Origin of the sequence: Kitasatospora sp. NRRL B-11411, assembly GCF_000721345.1 — a bacterium.
Taxonomy (GTDB): Bacteria; Actinomycetota; Actinomycetes; order Streptomycetales; family Streptomycetaceae; genus Kitasatospora; species Kitasatospora cineracea.
The window spans coordinates 31299-47727 of sequence record NZ_JOGH01000033.1; the positions used below are offsets into that span (position 1 = coordinate 31299).

General features: G+C 73.7%; 15 protein-coding genes. 6 read left to right on the forward strand and 9 right to left on the reverse strand.

The window, feature by feature from the left end:
• Positions 1-54 precede the first annotated feature (54 nt).
• Positions 55-450 carry a ribonuclease domain-containing protein gene (locus IH44_RS0117425; protein WP_030460503.1) on the reverse strand — a complete coding sequence of 132 codons (396 nt, stop codon included), beginning with the start codon at positions 448-450 and terminating at the stop codon, positions 55-57.
• A gap of 645 nt (positions 451-1095) precedes the next feature.
• Between IH44_RS0117425 and IH44_RS44285 the strand changes: the two genes are divergently transcribed.
• The gene (locus tag IH44_RS44285) at positions 1096-2301 is read left to right on the forward strand and encodes a family 16 glycosylhydrolase (RefSeq protein WP_081966935.1); all 1206 of its coding nucleotides are present in this window, start codon (positions 1096-1098) and stop codon (positions 2299-2301) included.
• Positions 2302-2308: 7 nt separating this feature from the next.
• Here IH44_RS44285 and IH44_RS0117435 read toward each other — a convergent pair whose 3' ends face one another.
• The gene (locus IH44_RS0117435) at positions 2309-2758 is read right to left on the reverse strand and encodes a hypothetical protein (RefSeq protein WP_030460505.1); all 450 of its coding nucleotides are present in this window, start codon (positions 2756-2758) and stop codon (positions 2309-2311) included.
• A gap of 100 nt (positions 2759-2858) precedes the next feature.
• Between IH44_RS0117435 and IH44_RS0117440 the strand changes: the two genes are divergently transcribed.
• Complete coding sequence (locus tag IH44_RS0117440; RefSeq protein WP_081966936.1) at positions 2859-4133, forward strand: SUKH-4 family immunity protein; 1275 nt, start codon at positions 2859-2861, stop codon at positions 4131-4133.
• A gap of 25 nt (positions 4134-4158) precedes the next feature.
• Here the strand turns inward: IH44_RS0117440 and IH44_RS0117445 are convergent, their stop codons facing one another.
• Positions 4159-4977, reverse strand: a complete 819-nt coding sequence (locus IH44_RS0117445; protein ID WP_051817009.1) for an IclR family transcriptional regulator — start codon at positions 4975-4977, stop codon at positions 4159-4161.
• 79 nt (positions 4978-5056) lie between these two features.
• Here IH44_RS0117445 and aceB point away from each other — a divergent pair, with 79 nt between their 5' ends.
• The 3 genes from aceB (at position 5057) to IH44_RS0117460 (ending at position 9162) form a co-directional block, all read left to right on the forward strand.
• Positions 5057-6703, forward strand: a complete 1647-nt coding sequence (aceB, locus tag IH44_RS0117450) for a malate synthase A (RefSeq protein WP_030460508.1) — start codon at positions 5057-5059, stop codon at positions 6701-6703.
• An 83-nt stretch (positions 6704-6786) separates the two neighbouring features.
• The gene (locus tag IH44_RS0117455) at positions 6787-7173 is read left to right on the forward strand and encodes a hypothetical protein (RefSeq protein WP_030460509.1); all 387 of its coding nucleotides are present in this window, start codon (positions 6787-6789) and stop codon (positions 7171-7173) included.
• Positions 7174-7572: 399 nt separating this feature from the next.
• Positions 7573-9162 (forward strand): TROVE domain-containing protein, encoded by a 1590-nt coding sequence (locus IH44_RS0117460; protein ID WP_030460510.1) that lies wholly within the window; start codon positions 7573-7575, stop codon positions 9160-9162.
• Between the two features lie 31 nt (positions 9163-9193).
• Here IH44_RS0117460 and IH44_RS0117465 read toward each other — a convergent pair whose 3' ends face one another.
• Positions 9194-10195 carry a MarR family transcriptional regulator gene (locus IH44_RS0117465; RefSeq protein ID WP_030460511.1) on the reverse strand — a complete coding sequence of 334 codons (1002 nt, stop codon included), beginning with the start codon at positions 10193-10195 and terminating at the stop codon, positions 9194-9196.
• A gap of 56 nt (positions 10196-10251) precedes the next feature.
• Between IH44_RS0117465 and IH44_RS0117470 the strand changes: the two genes are divergently transcribed.
• Positions 10252-11487 carry an MFS transporter gene (locus IH44_RS0117470; RefSeq protein WP_030460512.1) on the forward strand — a complete coding sequence of 412 codons (1236 nt, stop codon included), beginning with the start codon at positions 10252-10254 and terminating at the stop codon, positions 11485-11487.
• A gap of 105 nt (positions 11488-11592) precedes the next feature.
• Here IH44_RS0117470 and IH44_RS0117475 read toward each other — a convergent pair whose 3' ends face one another.
• The 5 genes from IH44_RS0117475 to uraD all read right to left on the reverse strand — a co-directional run bounded on the left by IH44_RS0117475 (position 11593) and on the right by uraD (position 16391).
• Positions 11593-12975 carry an 8-oxoguanine deaminase gene (locus IH44_RS0117475; RefSeq protein WP_030460513.1) on the reverse strand — a complete coding sequence of 461 codons (1383 nt, stop codon included), beginning with the start codon at positions 12973-12975 and terminating at the stop codon, positions 11593-11595.
• Positions 12936-14342: a nucleobase:cation symporter-2 family protein gene (locus IH44_RS0117480; protein ID WP_030460514.1), complete on the reverse strand. Its 1407-nt coding sequence runs from the start codon at positions 14340-14342 to the stop codon at positions 12936-12938. Before IH44_RS0117480 ends, IH44_RS0117475 begins: the two co-directional genes overlap by 40 nt.
• 211 nt (positions 14343-14553) lie before the next feature.
• Entirely contained in the window at positions 14554-15474 is a 921-nt protein-coding gene (pucL, locus tag IH44_RS0117485; RefSeq protein ID WP_030460515.1) for a factor-independent urate hydroxylase, read from the reverse strand.
• A 31-nt stretch (positions 15475-15505) separates the two neighbouring features.
• Positions 15506-15838 (reverse strand): hydroxyisourate hydrolase, encoded by a 333-nt coding sequence (gene uraH / locus IH44_RS0117490; protein WP_030460516.1) that lies wholly within the window; start codon positions 15836-15838, stop codon positions 15506-15508.
• A gap of 46 nt (positions 15839-15884) precedes the next feature.
• Positions 15885-16391 carry a 2-oxo-4-hydroxy-4-carboxy-5-ureidoimidazoline decarboxylase gene (uraD, locus tag IH44_RS0117495; RefSeq protein WP_157852356.1) on the reverse strand — a complete coding sequence of 169 codons (507 nt, stop codon included), beginning with the start codon at positions 16389-16391 and terminating at the stop codon, positions 15885-15887.
• Between the last annotated feature and the right edge of the window lie 38 nt (positions 16392-16429).

Below are 16429 nucleotides of genomic sequence, written 5' to 3' on the forward strand. Positions count from 1 at the left end.
GCGGGTGCGACCGGGTCGGCCGCACCCGCCCAACCTATCGGACCGGGGCTCCGGTCAGCAGCCGAAGTCGACGCGGCGGAACGACGCGTAGTGGTCGGCCGTGTAGTAGTCCTCGTGGTGGACCTTGCCGGTGATGATCCGCCGGGTGCCGCGGGTCGGGCTGCCCGGGGTGATCACGGTGTACTCGTGGTAGTAGCCGGTGGACTGCGCGGGCAGGACGCCCTCGCGGTTCTGGAACACCACGCCGTCCTGCGAGTACGGGAACGGCCCGCCCGCGTCGATCAGGCGGATGGTGTCGCGGCCCTGGCTGGGCAGCGCCGTGTAGCAGATGTTCCCGCTGACGGCGGCGTGCGCCTGGCCGGCGGCCACGGCGGTCGGGGCGAGGGTCAGCAGGCCGAGGGCGGCGACCGAGGCGGCACGGATCTTCAACGCGCGTAGAGTCATTCGCATGCCAGCAGTGTGACGCCCCGTCGGATCCGGCGGAACCCTTGGCGCGAACACTTCACTTCAGGGTCACCGCCGCACCACCCCGCCGCCGCGTGCCGGACCGCCACCAGCGGCGCCCGCGGGGCGCGGCCCTGACCCGCGGGGCCCGGGCGCCACCGCCCCTCCCGCGACCTGACCCCCGTCACCCCCGTCCGAGAACGCCTGGCGCGCTGGACACCACCGGCGTCCCGACGGCCGGCGGCACCGCGCTGCTCGGCGGCCTCGACCACCTGGAACTCGCCCGGGCCTCCGTCGCGACCGCCCAGGTCGGCGCCCGGCCGGGATGACGGAGCGCGATGTGAGAGTGCTCTCAGCGGGCCCCGGCCCCTTGGAGACAAAGCGACAATCTGCCTAGCCTGCGGGTGCGTCCAGGACCGGACGCACCCGCCGACGGGACGCCGAATCCCGCCCGACCGACGGCGTCGTCCCACAGCACAGACCACGGGCGGGAGCGGGGGACCCACCGCAGTACGCCACGCCTTCCCCCGCCCCTGCCCGGCGGCGGGCCCAGGCATGGCTCGGGGTGAAGCCGCGCCTTCGCGCGGCCGGGCGGCCTCGGCGCCCGAACCCGACAGCTCACCTCGCAGGCGTCGCGGAGGAACCCGTCCCATGCGACCCACACCCCTTGCCACCCCCGCCCGTCTCGGTGTGCTGGCCGGCGCCGCCGCGCTGGTCGGCGTGCCGCTGGCCGCCGGACCCGCCGGCGCCGCCACCGGCACCACCGTCGTCCAGGACCGGCTCGCCCCGGCCGGGATGACCGCCGGCAGCGCGAGCACCGCCTCGCTGACCCTGCACGCGAACCGCTGCTTCACCGCGAAGACCGTCGGCGTCGGCATCCGCGACGCGGCCGGCGCCAACCTCGACTTCCCCGGCAGCGCGAGCAACGTCCGGATCTGCTCCGGCGGCGTCACCGTCACCACCGGCGCGCGCACCCTGCCGGCCGGCACCTACACCCAGTTCGGGTTCTGGCAGGACACCGCGGGCGGCTGGCACAACCTGCCCTCGCGCACCCTCACCGTTGCCGGCGCCACCACCGCGCCGACCACGCCGACGGCCCCGACCACGCCGACGGCCCCGACCACGCCCACCACGCCGACGGCGCCGGACCCGGCCCCGGGCCAGGCGCCCGTCCCGGGCAAGTCGCTGACCTGGTCGGAGGAGTTCTCCGGGCCGATCGCCTGGGGCAGCAAGTGGACCGGCGACCGCAGCAGCGCCTACCGCTACGGCAGCCACAACCCCGACGACAACAAGCTGGACTGGCTGGCCCCGTCCGCCGTCACCGTCTCCGGCGGCGTCGCCACCTTCACCGCCACCCCCTCCGCGCACACCCTGGAGAACGGCAAGCAGGCCTGGGACACCGGCCTGCTCACCACCGAGTACAGCAAGGACGGCTTCCAGGTCCGCACCGGCGACTACATCGAGGCCCGGGTGAAGCTGCCCGCCGGCACCGGCGCCTGGCCCGCGCTGTGGACCTGGAAGGACGGCAACAACGAGATCGACAGCTTCGAGTACCACCCCGACAACCCGAACCTGCTCGAACTCTCCAACCGGATCCGCTCCGGCCTGAAGTACCACACCGACGCGAACGCGGTCGCCCCCGACCGCTGGGTCACCATCGGCACCTACTACGGCGCCGACTCGGTCGACTGGTACGTCAACGGGGCGAAGGTGTTCTCCGACGGCACCGGTGTCGGCGCGAACTGGTCGGCCTACCCGATCCTCAACCTGTCGCTCAGCGCCGGCCAGTACCACCCGGCGGCGAGCGGCAGCGCGCCGGTCTCGTTCAGCGCCGACTACCTGCGGGTCTACCGCTGACGGACCCTCACGTGACGGTGAGCGCGAACGCCGTCCGGTCGTTCGCCGGGACGCGGTCGTCCGCGCTCACCACCCGCACCTGCCCCGCGGTCCGCAGACCGTGGGGCAGCTGCGCGTCCGCCCGCACCGGCACCAGTGCCGTCGCCGACCGCAGCGGCGGCAGGCCCGCCGGGAACACGCAGCTCACCGTCCGCCCGGCGGCCGTGCACGAGGACGGGAAGTACGGCCCCTCCGGGGCGAAGCCCGGCGGCAGCTCCACCACCACCGTGAACGGCGAACCCGTGGTCTGCGGACCGCCGTTGGCGACGAAGGCGTGCACCGTCGTCACCTCGCCCGGCGCCACCGGGTCCGGATCCAGCCGCACCACCCGCAGGTCCGAGTCCGAGGGGGCGGCGGCCGCGCCCAGCGCCCCCAGGGCGAGCAGGGGCGCGGCGAGCAGGGCGGGGAGACGGTGCACGGGGGCCTCCGGCGGAGCGCGGTCAGTCGTGCACCCAGCGTAGTCGCGCCACCCGGGCCGCCCCGCAGGACCACGCCGGGCGGCGGGTAGCGTGGGGCGCATGGGAACTGCGGGGGATGCGGGCGGGGCAGCGGTGTGGACGGCCGAACTGCCGGGTGCGGCAAGGGCGTTCCTCGACGGCGCCGGGGTGGGCTGGGAGCCGTCGAACGACGGGGCGGTGCGGCGGTTCGGGCGGTACGTGGGGGAGTTCGCCGATGCGCTGGAGGAGAACCTGCGGGAGGGGCTGCGGGTGCTGACCGGGCTGGGGGCGCACTACCGGGGGCCGGTGTACGAGGCGCTGCTGGCCGAGTACCGGGAGGCGGCGGAGGGGAGGATGGCCCGGATGGTGGCCGGGGCGCGGACGTGCGCGCGGCGGCTGCAGGTGGCGGCCGACGTGATCGCCGGCATGCAGAACGAGGTGGTCGAGGAACTGGCGGCGCTGGCGGCGGACGAGGGCCGGCCGGTGGCGGACCGGGCCGCCGCGGCGGAGAAGCAGATCGCCTACCTGCAGCGGCAGTTGGAGCACTACGCGCTGGACCAGGTCAGCGAGGTCGCGGCCGACCAGCTGGGGGCGATCGTCGCCGAGGCGTCGCGCGGGCCCGAGCGGCCGCGCTCCGCGGAGCTGTTCGCCGCGCTCGACCGGGGCGAGGACCTCGGCCCGGAGCACCGCTTCGACCCGGTGGAGGTGGAGCGCTGCGCGGTGGCGCTGGACCGGCACGAGGACCGGCTGCGGCTGGCGGCCGAGCGCTTCCGGACCTGCCTGGCGACCGTCGACTTCGCGGCGCCGCCCGGGCCCGACGACGCGCTCGTGCACGGCTTCCTGCTCGACCGGGGCGCGGCGCGGGCGGTGTTCGGCGCGGACGGGATGGTCACCCTGGACGGGCGCTCGGCGGCCGCGGTCGCGCACCGGCCGAGCCGGGTGTTCCTGCGGGAGGTCGGGCTGCCGGGCGACGCCGCGTTCCTGGCCCTGCAGCCGGAGCTCCGGTGGGGCGAGGCGCGGACCGGGGGCGAACCCGGGGCGGCGCACCGGCTGGCGCTCGGCCGGTTCGGCGCGGACTGCTTCCACCTGGACACCGTCACCGGCCGGGTCCACAACGTCCCGGACGGCGGGCCCCCGCAGCTGGCCGCGACCCGGATCGACGCGTTCGTCCTGGCGCTGCACGCCCTGGAGGCGGAGCGCCCCTTCTACGAGACCGGCCTCCGCTACCGCGACCACCTCGACCCGGCGGGCGTCGAGCGGCGCTTCACGGCGCTGCTGCGGCGGGTGGACCCGGAGGCGGCCGCCGAACCGGACGGGTTCTGGCACCGGCTGATGGGCCACCTGCACAACAGCTAGGCGGGAGAGGTGAGTTGACGCACCGTCAGAGGACCTCGCCGAGGCGGGCGGCGATCGCCTGCATGAGCGGGACCAGGCCGGCGGCGCCGGACTGGGCCTCCAGGGCCTGGATGCGGGCCTCGGGGCCGGAGACCGAGAGGGCGGTGGGGGTGGGGGCGCCGGGGACGGCGACGGCGATGCAGCGGACGCCGATCTCCTGCTCCTGGTCGTCGACCACGTAGCCGAGCTCGCGGGCGGTGGCGAGCTGGGCGAGCAGCGCGGCGGGGGTGGTGACGGTGTGCGGGGTGTGCGCCTGGAGCGGGCCGGGGCCGAGCAGGGCGCGGGCCTCGTCCTCGGGGAGCTGGGCGAGCAGCGCCTTGCCGACGCCGGTGCAGTGGGGCTGGACGCGGCGGCCGACCTCGGTGAACATGCGCATGGAGCGGCGGGACTGGACCTGCCCGACGTAGACCACCTCGCCGCCCTCCAGGACGGCCAGGTTGGCGGTCTCGCCGGTGGCCTCCATGAGTTCGGCCAGGTAGGGGCGGGCCCAGGAGCCGAGGAGGCGGCCGGCGGTCTCGCCGAGGCGGATCAGGCGCGGGCCGAGGGTGTAGCGGCGGGCGGTGTCCTGCCGGACGTAGCCCTGGGCGACCAGGGTGCGGACCAGGCGGTGGATGGTCGGCATCGGCAGGCCGGAGCTGGCGGACAGCTCGCTGAGGGTGGCGATGCCGCCGGAGTCGGCGAGCGCCTCCAGGAGCTGGAAGGCGCGCTCGACGGACTGCACCGAGCCGGTGGTGCGTTCGGTGGAGGTGCTGGCCACGGGCGTTCCCTTCAATGTCCGGGGAGGAGTAGAGTCCACGCGATTCATCAACAAACCGTTGAAATTCTGTATCGCGGAAACTAGTCTCCACTGTACAGAACGGAACAGCCCAAGGAGAGTCCTGCCCATGGCCGCCGCAGATCAGGGTTCGTCCCCCTCCGTCCCCGGTGTCACGGTCTCCGGTCCGCCGGTGCCGCGCGCCGGGGAGGTGCTGACCGCGGGAGCACTGCAGTTCGTCGCCGACCTGCACCGGGCGTTCGAGGGCCGCCGCCGCGAACTGCTGGCCGCCCGCCGCGAGCGCCGCGCCGAGATCGCCCGCACCGGCACGCTGGACTTCCTGCCGCACACCGCCGACGTCCGCTCCGGCGACTGGCAGGTCGCCCCCGCCCCGCGCGCCCTCACCGACCGCCGGGTCGAGATCACCGGCCCCACCGACCGCAAGATGGTCATCAACGCGCTCAACTCCGGCGCGAAGGTCTGGCTCGCCGACTTCGAGGACGCCACCGCCCCCACCTGGGAGAACGTCGTCTCCGGCCAGGTCAACCTGATCGACGCCTTCGAGGGCCGGATCGACTTCACCAGCCCCCAGGGCAAGGCGTACGCGCTCAAGCCCGCCGCCGAACTCGCCACCGTCGTGGTCCGCCCGCGCGGCTGGCACCTGGACGAGCGCCACCTCACCGTCGACGGCGACCCGGTGGCCGGCGCCTTCGTCGACTTCGGCCTGTACTTCTTCCACAACGCCGCCCGGCTGATCGCCAAGGGCGAGCAGGACCCCAACTCCGGCCCCTACTTCTACCTCCCCAAGACCGAGAGCCACCTGGAGGCCCGGCTCTGGAACGAGGTCTTCACCCACGCCCAGGCCGCCCTCGGCATCCCGCACGGCACGATCCGCGCCACCGTGCTGATCGAGACCATCACCGCCGCCTTCGAGATGGACGAGATCCTCTACGAACTGCGCGAGCACGCCGCCGGGTTGAACGCCGGCCGGTGGGACTACCTGTTCTCCATCGTGAAGAACTTCCGGGACGCCGGCGAGCGCTACGTGCTGCCCGACCGCAACACCGTCACCATGGCCTCCCCGTTCATGGCCGCCTACACCCGCCTGCTCGTCCGGACCTGCCACCGGCGCGGCGCCCACGCCATCGGCGGCATGGCCGCGTTCATCCCCTCCCGCAAGGACCCCGAGGTCAACGCCGCCGCCCTGGTCAAGGTCCGGGCCGACAAGGAGCGCGAGGCGAACGGCGGCTTCGACGGCTCCTGGGTCGCCCACCCCGACCTGGTGCCCGTCGCCCGCGCCTGCTTCGACGCCGTGCTCGGCGAGCGCCCGCACCAGAAGGACAACACCGGCGCGCCCGAACCGGTCACCCCCGCCCAACTCCTCGACGTCGCCGCGGCCGGCGGCAGCTGCACGCACACCGGACTGCACAACGCCGTCCAGGTCGGCGTCCGCTACATCGAGGCCTGGCTGCGCGGCCTCGGCGCCGTCGGCATCTTCCACATGATGGAGGACGCCGCCACCGCCGAGATCTCCCGCTCCCAGATCTGGCAGTGGATCCACAACGGCGTGGTCCTCGCCGACACCGGCGAGAAGACCACCGCCGAACTGGTCCGCCGCCTGGTCGCCGAAGAACTCGCCTCGCTGCAAGCCGAGTTGGGCGAACAGGGGTACGCCGCCGGCCGCTGGACGGAAGCCGCCGCGCTGTTCGAACAGGTCGCCCTCGCCGAGGACTTCCCCGACTTCCTCACCCTCCCGGCGCTCGCCCTCATCGACTGAGCGAACGCCCCACGCGCTCCGCCCCGCACCGCAGGCACCCTCACATCGGCCGCGGTGCGGGGCGGCCCGACGAAAGGAGCACCATGACACGCATCTTCTTCAACGGCCAGGCGATGACCGGCGGCCCCTTCCACGCCAAGGTCCACGGCCACCTGGTCGGCCCGGTCAGCACCGCCCCCGGCTACCGCTTCTTCTCCATCCGCGACGAATGCCCCGCCCTGCTCGCCGACCCGAACGTCGACACCGCCATCGAGGGCGAACTGTACGACCTCCCGCTGGAACACCTCCGGGACGCCGTCCTCCCCGGCGAACCCCTCGAACTCGAGCTCGGCGTCATCGAGTTGGCCGACGGCACCCCCTCGCTGTCGATGGTCCTGGCCCGCGGCCAGCTCGAACGCGGCACCCACCGCGAGATCACCGAACACGGCGGCTGGCGCGCCTACCTGGCGACCCTGGGCCGCGAGGCCTGAGGGGCCGTCGAGAAAAAGCAGGTGCGGGCAGGGGGGTCGTCCGGGCTAGGGTGAAGCCCGTTCAGGTGCGCAGGCACGGATCGCCTCCCGGACGCACAACTCCACACGACTGCCACCTCCCGGTGCGCAGGCGCCGGTTACTTCCTCCAACGAAACCACCGGCACCGCTTTCGATCTCGGGAGGCCACCGCGCCGGGGCGTCCGGTGCGCAGGCGGGGGATACTTCTGGTTTCGGCGGTTCCGGGTTCGATCCCCGGTCGCCCGTGCCCGCACGGGCGGTAGCTCAATGCGGTAGAGCACCGAACTGTCACCTCCGCCGCGGCGGGCCGCTCCGGCCCGCACGACCTCGGACGCCCCGGTTCGGCACGCCTCCCCGCAGGACGCAGGAGGACCCACCCCATGGCCCGCTTCAACATCCGCCGCCGCCCCGCCGCCACCAGCGGCCCGACCTCGCCCGTGACCACCACCGGGCAAACCGTCCGCAACCACAACGGCGGAACGGGCCACCTGCGCGACGAGAAGTCCGAACTCTTCCTGCTCGCCGTCGCCAACCTGGTCGGCCAGGACAGCTTCTACGGACGCGGCGGCGACCGCGACGACCGCTACACCGCCCTCGTCCGCACCCTCGCCGTCCGCGACCCCGAATGGACCCTCGGCCTGCTGCGCTGGCTGCGCCACGGCGCCGCGATGCGCACCGCCTCGCTGGTCGGCGCCGCCGAGTTCACCCGCGCCCGGCTCGACGCCGGCCTGCCCGGACACTCCCGCCAGGCCGTCGACGCGGTGCTGCGGCGCCCCGACGAGCCCGGCGAACTGCTCGCCTACTGGACCTCCCGCTACGGCCGCGCCCTGCCCAAGCCGCTCAAGCGCGGCGTCGCCGACGCCGCCGCCCGCATGTACGACGCGCGCGCCCTGCTCAAGTACGACACCGCGAGCAAGGGCTACCGCTTCGGCGACGTCCTGGAGTTGACCCACCCCGCCCCGCACCGCGACAAGCCGTGGCAGGGCGAGCTGTTCCGCTACGCGCTGGACCGCCGCCACCGCCCCGACGAGGCCCTCCCGCCCGCCGGGAACGCCGTGCTGACCGCCCACCGGGAACTGACCGCCCTGCCCGTGGCCGAACGCCGGGCGGTCCTGGAGAGCCCCGGCGGCGCCGAGCGCCTGGCCGACGCCGGAATGACCTGGGAGGCCCTGGCCGGCTGGCTGCAGGGCCCGCTGGACGCCACCGCCTGGGAAGCCGTCATCCCGTCCATGGGCCCGATGGCGCTGGTCCGCAACCTGCGCAACTTCGACCGGGCCGGGGTCTCCGACGAGGTCGCCGCGACCGTCGCCCGGCGGATCGCCGACCGCGACGAAGTCCGCCGCTCGCGCCAGTTCCCGTTCCGCTACCTCGCCGCGCACCGGCACGCACCCTCGCTGCGCTGGGGCCACGCCCTGGAACAGGCCCTGCGGCACTCGCTGGAGAACGTGCCGCAGCTGCCCGGACGCACCCTCGTCCTGGTCGACCGCTCCGGCTCGATGTTCGACCGGCCCAGCGCGCAGACCGAACTCAACCGGGCCGACACCGCCGCCGTCTTCGGCACCGCCGTCGCCCTGCGGTCCGCCGGCGCCGACCTGGTCGAGTTCGGCACCACCAGCCGGACGATCGACCTCCGGCGGGGAGACTCCCTGCTCAAGGCGGTCGACCGCTTCGGCAACCTCGGCGGCACCAGCACCGCCCAGGCCGTCCGCACCCACTACCGCGGCCACGACCGGGTGGTGATCGTCACCGACGAGCAGGCGTACGGCGACTTCCCGCACGACCCGCTGGCGTCCGTCCCCGCCCACGTCCCCTGCTACACCTGGAACCTGGCCGGCTACCGCACCGGCCACGCCCCCTCCGGCACCGGCAACCGCCACACCTTCGGCGGCCTGACCGACGCCGCGTTCCGCCTCGTCCCGCTGCTGGAAGCCGGACGGGACGCCGTCTGGCCGTGGGAGCAGGACCAGTAGGCCGGTCAACCCCCCTGCGGGGTAGGGGAGTTCACCGGTCGCCGGAGGCGAGGGCGGCCCCCAGGGGGGAGCGGGCGTACAGCACGCTGCGGCCGGCCCGGGTGCGGGTGAGCAGGCCCGCGGCGGTGAGGGCGGACAGGTGGCGGCTGACGGCGCCCGGGGTGACGCCGAGGCGGTGGGCCAGGGCGGTGGTGGTGGCGGGGTGGGCCAGCAGCAGGAGCAGGCGGGCCCGCGGGGGGCCGATCAACTCGGCCAGCGCGTCCGGCACTTCGGGGAACGGCTGCTGCTCGCCCAGCAGCGCCGTGCCACGGGCCGGGTAACTGATCACCGGCGGCTCGTCCGGGTCGATCACGGTGTGGGCCCCGCGGCCGCACAGGGTGGGCAGCAGGATCAGGCCGCGGCCGGCCACCGGGGTGTACCGGCCGCCCAGCGCCCGGACCCGGGGGTCGGGGTCGTCCAGCCGCAACACCCCTGATTTCCAAGAGAGTTGGGGGGAGAGGTCGGCGAACAGGCCCTCCGCGCCGTGCTCGGCGAACATCCGTCCCCGGTGGGCCAGGTCGGCCTCCAGGATCGCCCGCGCCCGCGGCCACCAGTGCGGCAGCAGGCAGCGCTCCCAGTAGCCGCGCAACTGCTCGACGCAGTGCGCCAGCAGGGCGGCCGGGTCGTCCAGCCGGGTGGCCAGCGAGGGCGGCAGCGGCGCGCCGTCGCCCTGGTGCGCGGCCGTGAAGTCCTTGGCGACGACGGCCGGATCGGTGGCCGCGAGGACCGCCAACTCGCTCTCGAAGGACGGGCGCCGGCCCGCCGGACGGGGCGTCAGGAAGTCCGGCACCCAGACCCGGGGCGTCACCAGCGCGTCCAGCAGCGCGGAGTCCAGCTCCCGGTACGCGGCCTCCCAGGACGCCGTCCAGCGCCGGTAGTGCGGGTACGCCGCCGGGCGGCGGCGGGCCCGCAGGCTGAACACCGCCTCCTGCAGCGGCGAGTAGGTGATCCAGGTGGTGGCGAGGTCGTCCACGCCGAAGGCGAACTCGAACATTGACCCCAACGGTAAAAGGATTCCCGGCCGCTGGGAACCCTGGTGTCCTGGCCCGCATGACCGCCGCCGCCGCGCCCGCCGGGCGCCGCTCCCTCCTGCCCGCAGACCCGATCCTGCGCCGGCTCGCCGTGATGACCGCCGTCAACACCGTCGGCAACGGCCTCTACTACTCCGTCAGCGCCCTCTACTTCACCCGCCAAGTGGGGCTGAGCGCCGGACAGTTGGCCACCGGACTGGCTGCAGCCGGAGTCGCCGGGATGCTGGCCGGCGTCCCGTTCGGACGGCTCGCCGACCGGGTCGGCCACCGCCGGCTGCTGTACCTGCTCGGGCCGCTGCAGGGCCTGGCCGTGCTCACCTACGCCTTCGTCGACGGCTTCGCGCCGTTCGTCGCCGCCATCGTCACCGCCACCGTGCTGGAACGCGGCGCGATCGTGGTGCGCAGCGCGCTGATCGCGCACCTGCTGCCCGCCGAGGACCAGGTGCGCTCGCGGGCGGTGCTGCGCTCGGTGATGAACGCCGGGCTGGTGATCGGCTCCACCGGCGCGGTCTTCGCCCTCCAGTCGGACAGCCACTGGGGCTACACCGCCGCGCTGGCCGTGGACGCCGCCAGCTTCGCCGCCACCTCGCTGCTGCTGCGCGGCCTGCCGGAGGCCGGCGTCCCCGCCGGGCGGCGGACCGGCGCCGGGCGGCCGCGCACCGCGCTCGCCGACCGGCGCTACCTGCTGGTGGCCTTCCTGCACGCCGTGCTGGAACTGCAGTTCGCCATGCTGGAGATCGGCATCCCGCTGTGGATCGCCACCCGCACCGCCGCGCCGCGCGCCCTGGTCGCGGTGGTCGGCATCGTCAACTGCCTGACCGTGGTGCTGTTCCAGGTCCGCGCCGGCCGCGGCGTGGTCGACCTCCGCTCGGCCGCCCGGGCCTGCGCCCGCGGCGGCGTCCTGCTGGGCGCGGCCTGCCTGGTGTACGCGGCCGCCGCCGGGCACGGCGCCGTCCTCGCGGTGGCCCTGGTGCTGACCGGCGTGCTGCTGCACAGCCTCGCCGAACTGCTCACCTCCGCGGGCGGCTGGACGCTCAGCCTCGACCTGGCCGACCCGGACCGGCACGGCGAGTACCAGGGCGTCTTCATGAGCGGCCAGGCCGGCTCGCACGTGATCGGCCCGCTGGTCGTCACCGCCACCGTCCTCGCCCACGGCGTCGCGGGCTGGGCCGTCCTGGGCGCCCTGCTGGCAGCGGCGGGGCTGGCGATCCGGGCGGTGGCGCGCGGGGCGGCGGTGCGTGCGGCGGTGGCGTGAGCGGAGCGCGGAGCCGGCCCCGGACCCTTCGCCGTGGGTCCGGGGCCGTGGGTCCGGGGGCCCGCCGTCGTCCCTGGCGGCGGGCCCCCGGAGTGTGAGGGGGTGTCAGCCGCGGGCGGCGAGGTCGCGGGCGGCGCGGGCGGCGGCGAGGGCGATCCGGTCCTCGTCGACGGTGGTGAGGCGGCCGTTCTCGACCACGGCGTTGCCGTTGACGAACAGGACGGCCAGCGGCGGGAGGGCACCCAGGACGAGGGCGGCGACCGGGTCGGCGATCGAGGAGTGCAGGACGCCGTCGACCTTCCACAGCGCGAGGTCGGCGAGCTTGCCCGGCTCGATCGAGCCGATCTCGGCCTGGCGGCCCAGCACGCGGGCGCCGCCCATGGTGCCCAGGCGCAGCGCCTGGCGGACCGTCAGGGCGTCGGGGCGGCCGTGCAGGCGGTTGATCAGCAGCGCGTTGCGCAGTTCGGTGCCCAGCTCGCCGGACTCGTTGGAGGCGGTGCCGTCCACGCCGAGGCCGACCGGGACGCCCGCCCTCAGCATGTCGGGGACCCGGGCGATGCCGGCCGCGAGGCGGGCGTTGGAGGACGGGCAGTGCGCGACGCCGGTGCCGGTCTCGGCGAACTTCGCGATGTCGGAGTCGTTCATGTGGACGCAGTGCGCCATCCACACGTCCTCGCCGAGCCAGCCCGTCGACTCGAAGTAGTCGGTGGGGCCCATCCCGAACAGCTGCTTGCAGAACTCCTCCTCCTCGGCGGTCTCCGAGCCGTGGGTGTGCAGCCGCACGCCCTTGCGGCGGGCCAACTCGGCGGACTGCCGCATCAGTTCGGTGGAGACCGAGAACGGGGAGCAGGGCGCGATGGCGACCTGCAGCATCGAGCCGAACGAGGCGTCGTGCCACTTGTCGACGGCGCTCTCGGACGCGGCGAGGATCTCGTCGGTGTCCTCGACCGCGTGGTCCGGCGGCAGGCCGCCGTCCTTCTTGCTGCGGTCCATCGAGCCGCGCAGCGCGGTGAACCGCAGGCCCAGCTCCTGCACGCCGGCCACCGAGGCGCCCAGCACGTCGCCGCCGCCGCGCGGGAAGACGTAGTGGTGGTCGGAGGCGGTGGTGCAGCCCGACTTGAGCAGCGCCGCGGCGGAGCCCTGGGTGGCGGCGTGCACCAGGTCCTCGTCGATGCGTGCCCAGGTCGGGTAGAGCGCCACCAGCCAGTCGAACAGGATGCTGTCCTGGGCCAGGCCGCGGGTGATCCACTGGTAGAAGTGGTGGTGGGTGTTGACCAGCCCGGGGGTGAGCAGGTGCCCCTCGCCGTTGATCCGTCGCGCCACGTTGTCCAGCCAGGCGGGCGCGGGCCCGTCGCCGACCGACTCGATGGTGTTGCCGAGCACGACCACGTGGCCGCGGGCGTACTCGGTGTCCTGGGCGTCGACGGTGGCGATCGCGACGTTCTCGATCACGATCCGCCGGTCGGCGGCGGGGGGCTGGACTGCCATGGGGGTACTCCTTGGAGGGAACGGCCGGCGGAGCCGACGTGGTGGAACAGCAGGTTGAGCAGCACCGCGGCCAGGCAGCCGGCCGAGATGCCGGAGTGCATCAGGGTGCGGACGGCCTCCGGGAACCCGTCGTAGAAGGACGGTACGGCGATCGGGATGATCCCGACCCCGAGCGACACCGACACCAGGATGGTGTGCGAGGTCGACTCCATCCCGGCCTCCGCGAGGGTGCGGATGCCGGACGCCGCGACCGTGCCGAACAGCACGATCCCCGCGCCGCCGAGCACCGGCTGCGGCACCAGCGACACGACCGAGCCGAGCACCGGGAACAGGCCCAGCAGCACCAGGATCCCGCCGCCGGCCGCGACCACGAACCGGCTGCGGACCTTGGTGAGCGCCACCAGTCCGATGTTCTGGGCGAACGCGCTGCACGCGAAGCCGTTGAACACCGGGCTGACCGCGGTGGCCAGGCCGTCGGCGCGCAGGCCGGCCGCCAGGGTCGGCTCGTCCGCCTCGCGGTCGACGATCCGGCCCAGCGCCAGCATGTCGGCGGTGGACTCGGTCATCGAGACCACCATGACGATGCACATCGACACGATGGCCGCGATGTCGAACTGCGGCCCGCCGAAGTGGAACGGCGAGGGCAGCGCGAACACCTGCGCCTCGCCGACCTTCGAGAAGTCGGCCAGGCCGAGCGGGAAGGCGGCGGCGGTGCCGACGGCCAGTCCGATCAGCAGGGACATCTGCTGCCAGAAGCCCCGCAGCAGCCGGTTGCCCAGCACCACGGCGGCCAGCGTGAACGCGGCCAGGCCGACCGCCTTCGCGGAGCCGTAGCCGGGCGCGCCCGGCGAGCCGCCGCGCGCCCAGTTGACCGCCACCGGCAGCAGGGAGACACCGATCAGGGTGATCACGGTGCCCTGCACGACCGCCGGGAAGAACCTGACGAGCCGGCAGAAGTACGGTGCCGCGAGGAAGCACAGGACCCCCGCGACGATCACCGCGCCGAAGATCACCGGGAGGGCGTCCTTCGGGCCGTGCTCCTTGGCGATCGCCAGCATCGGTGCGACGCCGGCGAACGAGACGCCGTTGACGAACGGGAGCCGGGCCCCGATCCGCCAGACGCCCAGGGTCTGCAGCAGGGTGGCCAGTCCGGCGGTGAACAGGCTGGCCGATATCAGCAGGGCGAGTTCGCCGGGGGTCAGCCCGACGCCCGCGCCCACGATCAGGGGTGGAGCGACCACGCCGGCGTACATCGCGGCGACGTGCTGCAGCCCGGTGCCGAACAGCTTCGGCGGGGAGAGCACCTCGTCCACCGGGTGGGTGGGGGTGGAACCGTCGTCAGTGGTGGGGGTGGTGCGGAGTGCCATGGAAGTAGCCCCTTTGCTGCCCCAGGCTCTCGGCGCAACCCGGGCGCTGGAGAGGGTGTGGATCGGCCGGAGGGCGGGACGACGGTGCAGGGTCCCTCCGGACTGCTCTCCAGCTCCCGGGACTGCCGCCGTGAGGGCGGGCACGGTCTCCGAACGGTGGGGGGAGGGAGAGAGCGGAACTGCGGTGCTGCGTAAGGCGGTTGGCGGAGCGTCAGGCGACCGGGATGACCGGGGTGACGCCCTCGCGGTGCACGGTGCCCTCGATCAGGCCGTACATCCGGTCGGCGGCGAAGTAGACCTCGTTGTCGTTCTTCAGTCCGAACGGCTCCAGGTCGACCAGGAAGTGGTGCTTGTTCGGCAGTTCGAGGCGGACCTCGTCCACCTCGGCGCGGTTGTTCAGCACCCGGGTGCCCATCGCGTGCAGGGTCTGCTGCAGCGAGTAGGAGTAGGTCTCGGCGAACGCCTCCAGCAGGTGGCGGCGCACCTGCTGGTACGAGCGGTTCCAGTTCGGCTCCGGCTGGTCGTCGCGGCCGTGGAAGCCGAACGCCCAGCGGGCGGTGACCTGGGTGGCCAGGATGCGGTCGTACGCCTCCTGGAGGGTGGTGTACCGGTCCTTGATGTAGCCCCAGAACTCCGAGTTGGTGGTGTTCAGCACCACCAGGTCCTTGAGCCCGGAGATCACCCGGAACCGGTCGCCGTCGTACACCACCTCGGTGGTGCGCACCTCCTGGCCCTTGCGGACGAAGGAGTGGCCGACCTCCTCGGAGCCGATGAACCGGGAGGAGGAGTCGGGGGTCTTGATCCGCTCCCAGCCGTACTCCTCGACCCGGATCCGGGCGCTGTGCACGACGCCGCGCTCGGTGTCGTCCACGAAGTGCCGGGCCAGCCGGACCGCGAAGCCCTCGGCGGACTCGATGCCGTGCTCCTTGGCGTAGGCGTACACGGTGTTCTTGGTGGTGTCGGTGGGCAGGCAGTTGGCGTTCGAGCCGGTGAGGTGCACGTCGTCGAACTCGCCGCGCAGCGCGACCGAGACGTTCAGGTCCTTGATCTCGTGGCGGGTGGAATCGCGGTAGACCCGGACGATGCGGTTCTCCGCCTTGCCGTACTGGTTCTGACCGAGCACGTGGGCCATGACGTGGCTCCTAGGGTTCCAGACGGTCTACCTAGCTTCCGCGGTAGACCGAGTAGCCGAACGGGTTGAGCAGCAACGGCACGTGGTAGTGGTGCTGCGCGGGCGCGACCGTGAAGACGATCGAGACCTCGGGGAAGAACGGCTGCTCGGCCGACCCCGCGTAGTACGCCGCGGTGTCGAACAGCAGCCGGACGACCGAGCCCGCCTCCGCGGCCGGCAGGTCCTTGACCCGGCCGTCGGAGTCCGTGGCGGAGGTGCCGAGCACCTGCCAGCCACCCTCGGTGTGCAGTGCCAGCTCGACCGGAACGCCCTCGGCCGGACGGCCGAGGCTGGTGTCGAGCACATGCGTGGAGATGCCGGTCATGGTGGGGAAGACCTCACTGAATGGCAGGAAGTGACTGTCCGTCAATTCATTGCTTGACGTCAAGCAGTTGATCGAGGCGAATCTCGTTGATCTTGCGCAGCTCCTCCCGGACGTTCTCCGCCTCGGTGGCGGTGTCGTTCGGGTACCGCTCGCGCAGCGCGGCGAGCATGCCCTCCGCGGTGCGGCCGGTCGCGCAGATCAGGAACACGTGGCCGAACTTCGCCTCGTAGGCGGCGTTGGCCGCGCGCAGCTCGTCCAGCACGGCCGGGGCGGTGCCCCGGATGCCGGCCTGCTCGCGCTCGGAGGTGGCGTCGCCGGCCTTCGGGGTGCCGATCCGGGCGTGCCCGGCCATCGCGTCGTGCAGGTCGTCCGCGGAGAGCTCCGCCATCGCCTTCGCGTTGGCGGCGGACAGCTCGGCGCGGTCGTGCCAGGGGCGGGACGCCGCGACGGCGGCGGCCCAGGTGGGGCTGGAGCAGACCTCCAGCAGGATCTCCCGCAGCCCGGACGCGCCGGTGGCGGCCAGGGCCGAGAGAGCAGGGGGTGGCTGGGTCACGGTGGACCTCCTGAGGGTTGGTGCCACCCGCACAAGCT

What these genes read in the sequence shown, in the direction of transcription:
- aceB (WP_030460508.1), top strand. Translation starts at nt 5,057, where the DNA reads ATGGCCGCCGCAGATCAGGGTTCGTCCCCCTCCGTCCCCGGTGTCACG.
- IH44_RS44285 (WP_081966935.1), top strand. Translation starts at nt 1,096, where the DNA reads ATGCGACCCACACCCCTTGCCACCCCCGCCCGTCTCGGTGTGCTGGCC.
- IH44_RS0117465 (WP_030460511.1), bottom strand. Translation starts at nt 10,195, where the DNA reads ATGTTCGAGTTCGCCTTCGGCGTGGACGACCTCGCCACCACCTGGATC.
- pucL (WP_030460515.1), bottom strand. Translation starts at nt 15,474, where the DNA reads ATGGCCCACGTGCTCGGTCAGAACCAGTACGGCAAGGCGGAGAACCGC.
- IH44_RS0117470 (WP_030460512.1), top strand. Translation starts at nt 10,252, where the DNA reads ATGACCGCCGCCGCCGCGCCCGCCGGGCGCCGCTCCCTCCTGCCCGCA.
- IH44_RS0117445 (WP_051817009.1), bottom strand. Translation starts at nt 4,977, where the DNA reads ATGAATCGCGTGGACTCTACTCCTCCCCGGACATTGAAGGGAACGCCC.
- IH44_RS0117460 (WP_030460510.1), top strand. Translation starts at nt 7,573, where the DNA reads ATGGCCCGCTTCAACATCCGCCGCCGCCCCGCCGCCACCAGCGGCCCG.
- IH44_RS0117425 (WP_030460503.1), bottom strand. Translation starts at nt 450, where the DNA reads ATGCGAATGACTCTACGCGCGTTGAAGATCCGTGCCGCCTCGGTCGCC.
- uraH (WP_030460516.1), bottom strand. Translation starts at nt 15,838, where the DNA reads ATGACCGGCATCTCCACGCATGTGCTCGACACCAGCCTCGGCCGTCCG.
- IH44_RS0117480 (WP_030460514.1), bottom strand. Translation starts at nt 14,342, where the DNA reads ATGGCACTCCGCACCACCCCCACCACTGACGACGGTTCCACCCCCACC.
- IH44_RS0117455 (WP_030460509.1), top strand. Translation starts at nt 6,787, where the DNA reads ATGACACGCATCTTCTTCAACGGCCAGGCGATGACCGGCGGCCCCTTC.
- IH44_RS0117440 (WP_081966936.1), top strand. Translation starts at nt 2,859, where the DNA reads ATGGGAACTGCGGGGGATGCGGGCGGGGCAGCGGTGTGGACGGCCGAA.
- IH44_RS0117475 (WP_030460513.1), bottom strand. Translation starts at nt 12,975, where the DNA reads ATGGCAGTCCAGCCCCCCGCCGCCGACCGGCGGATCGTGATCGAGAAC.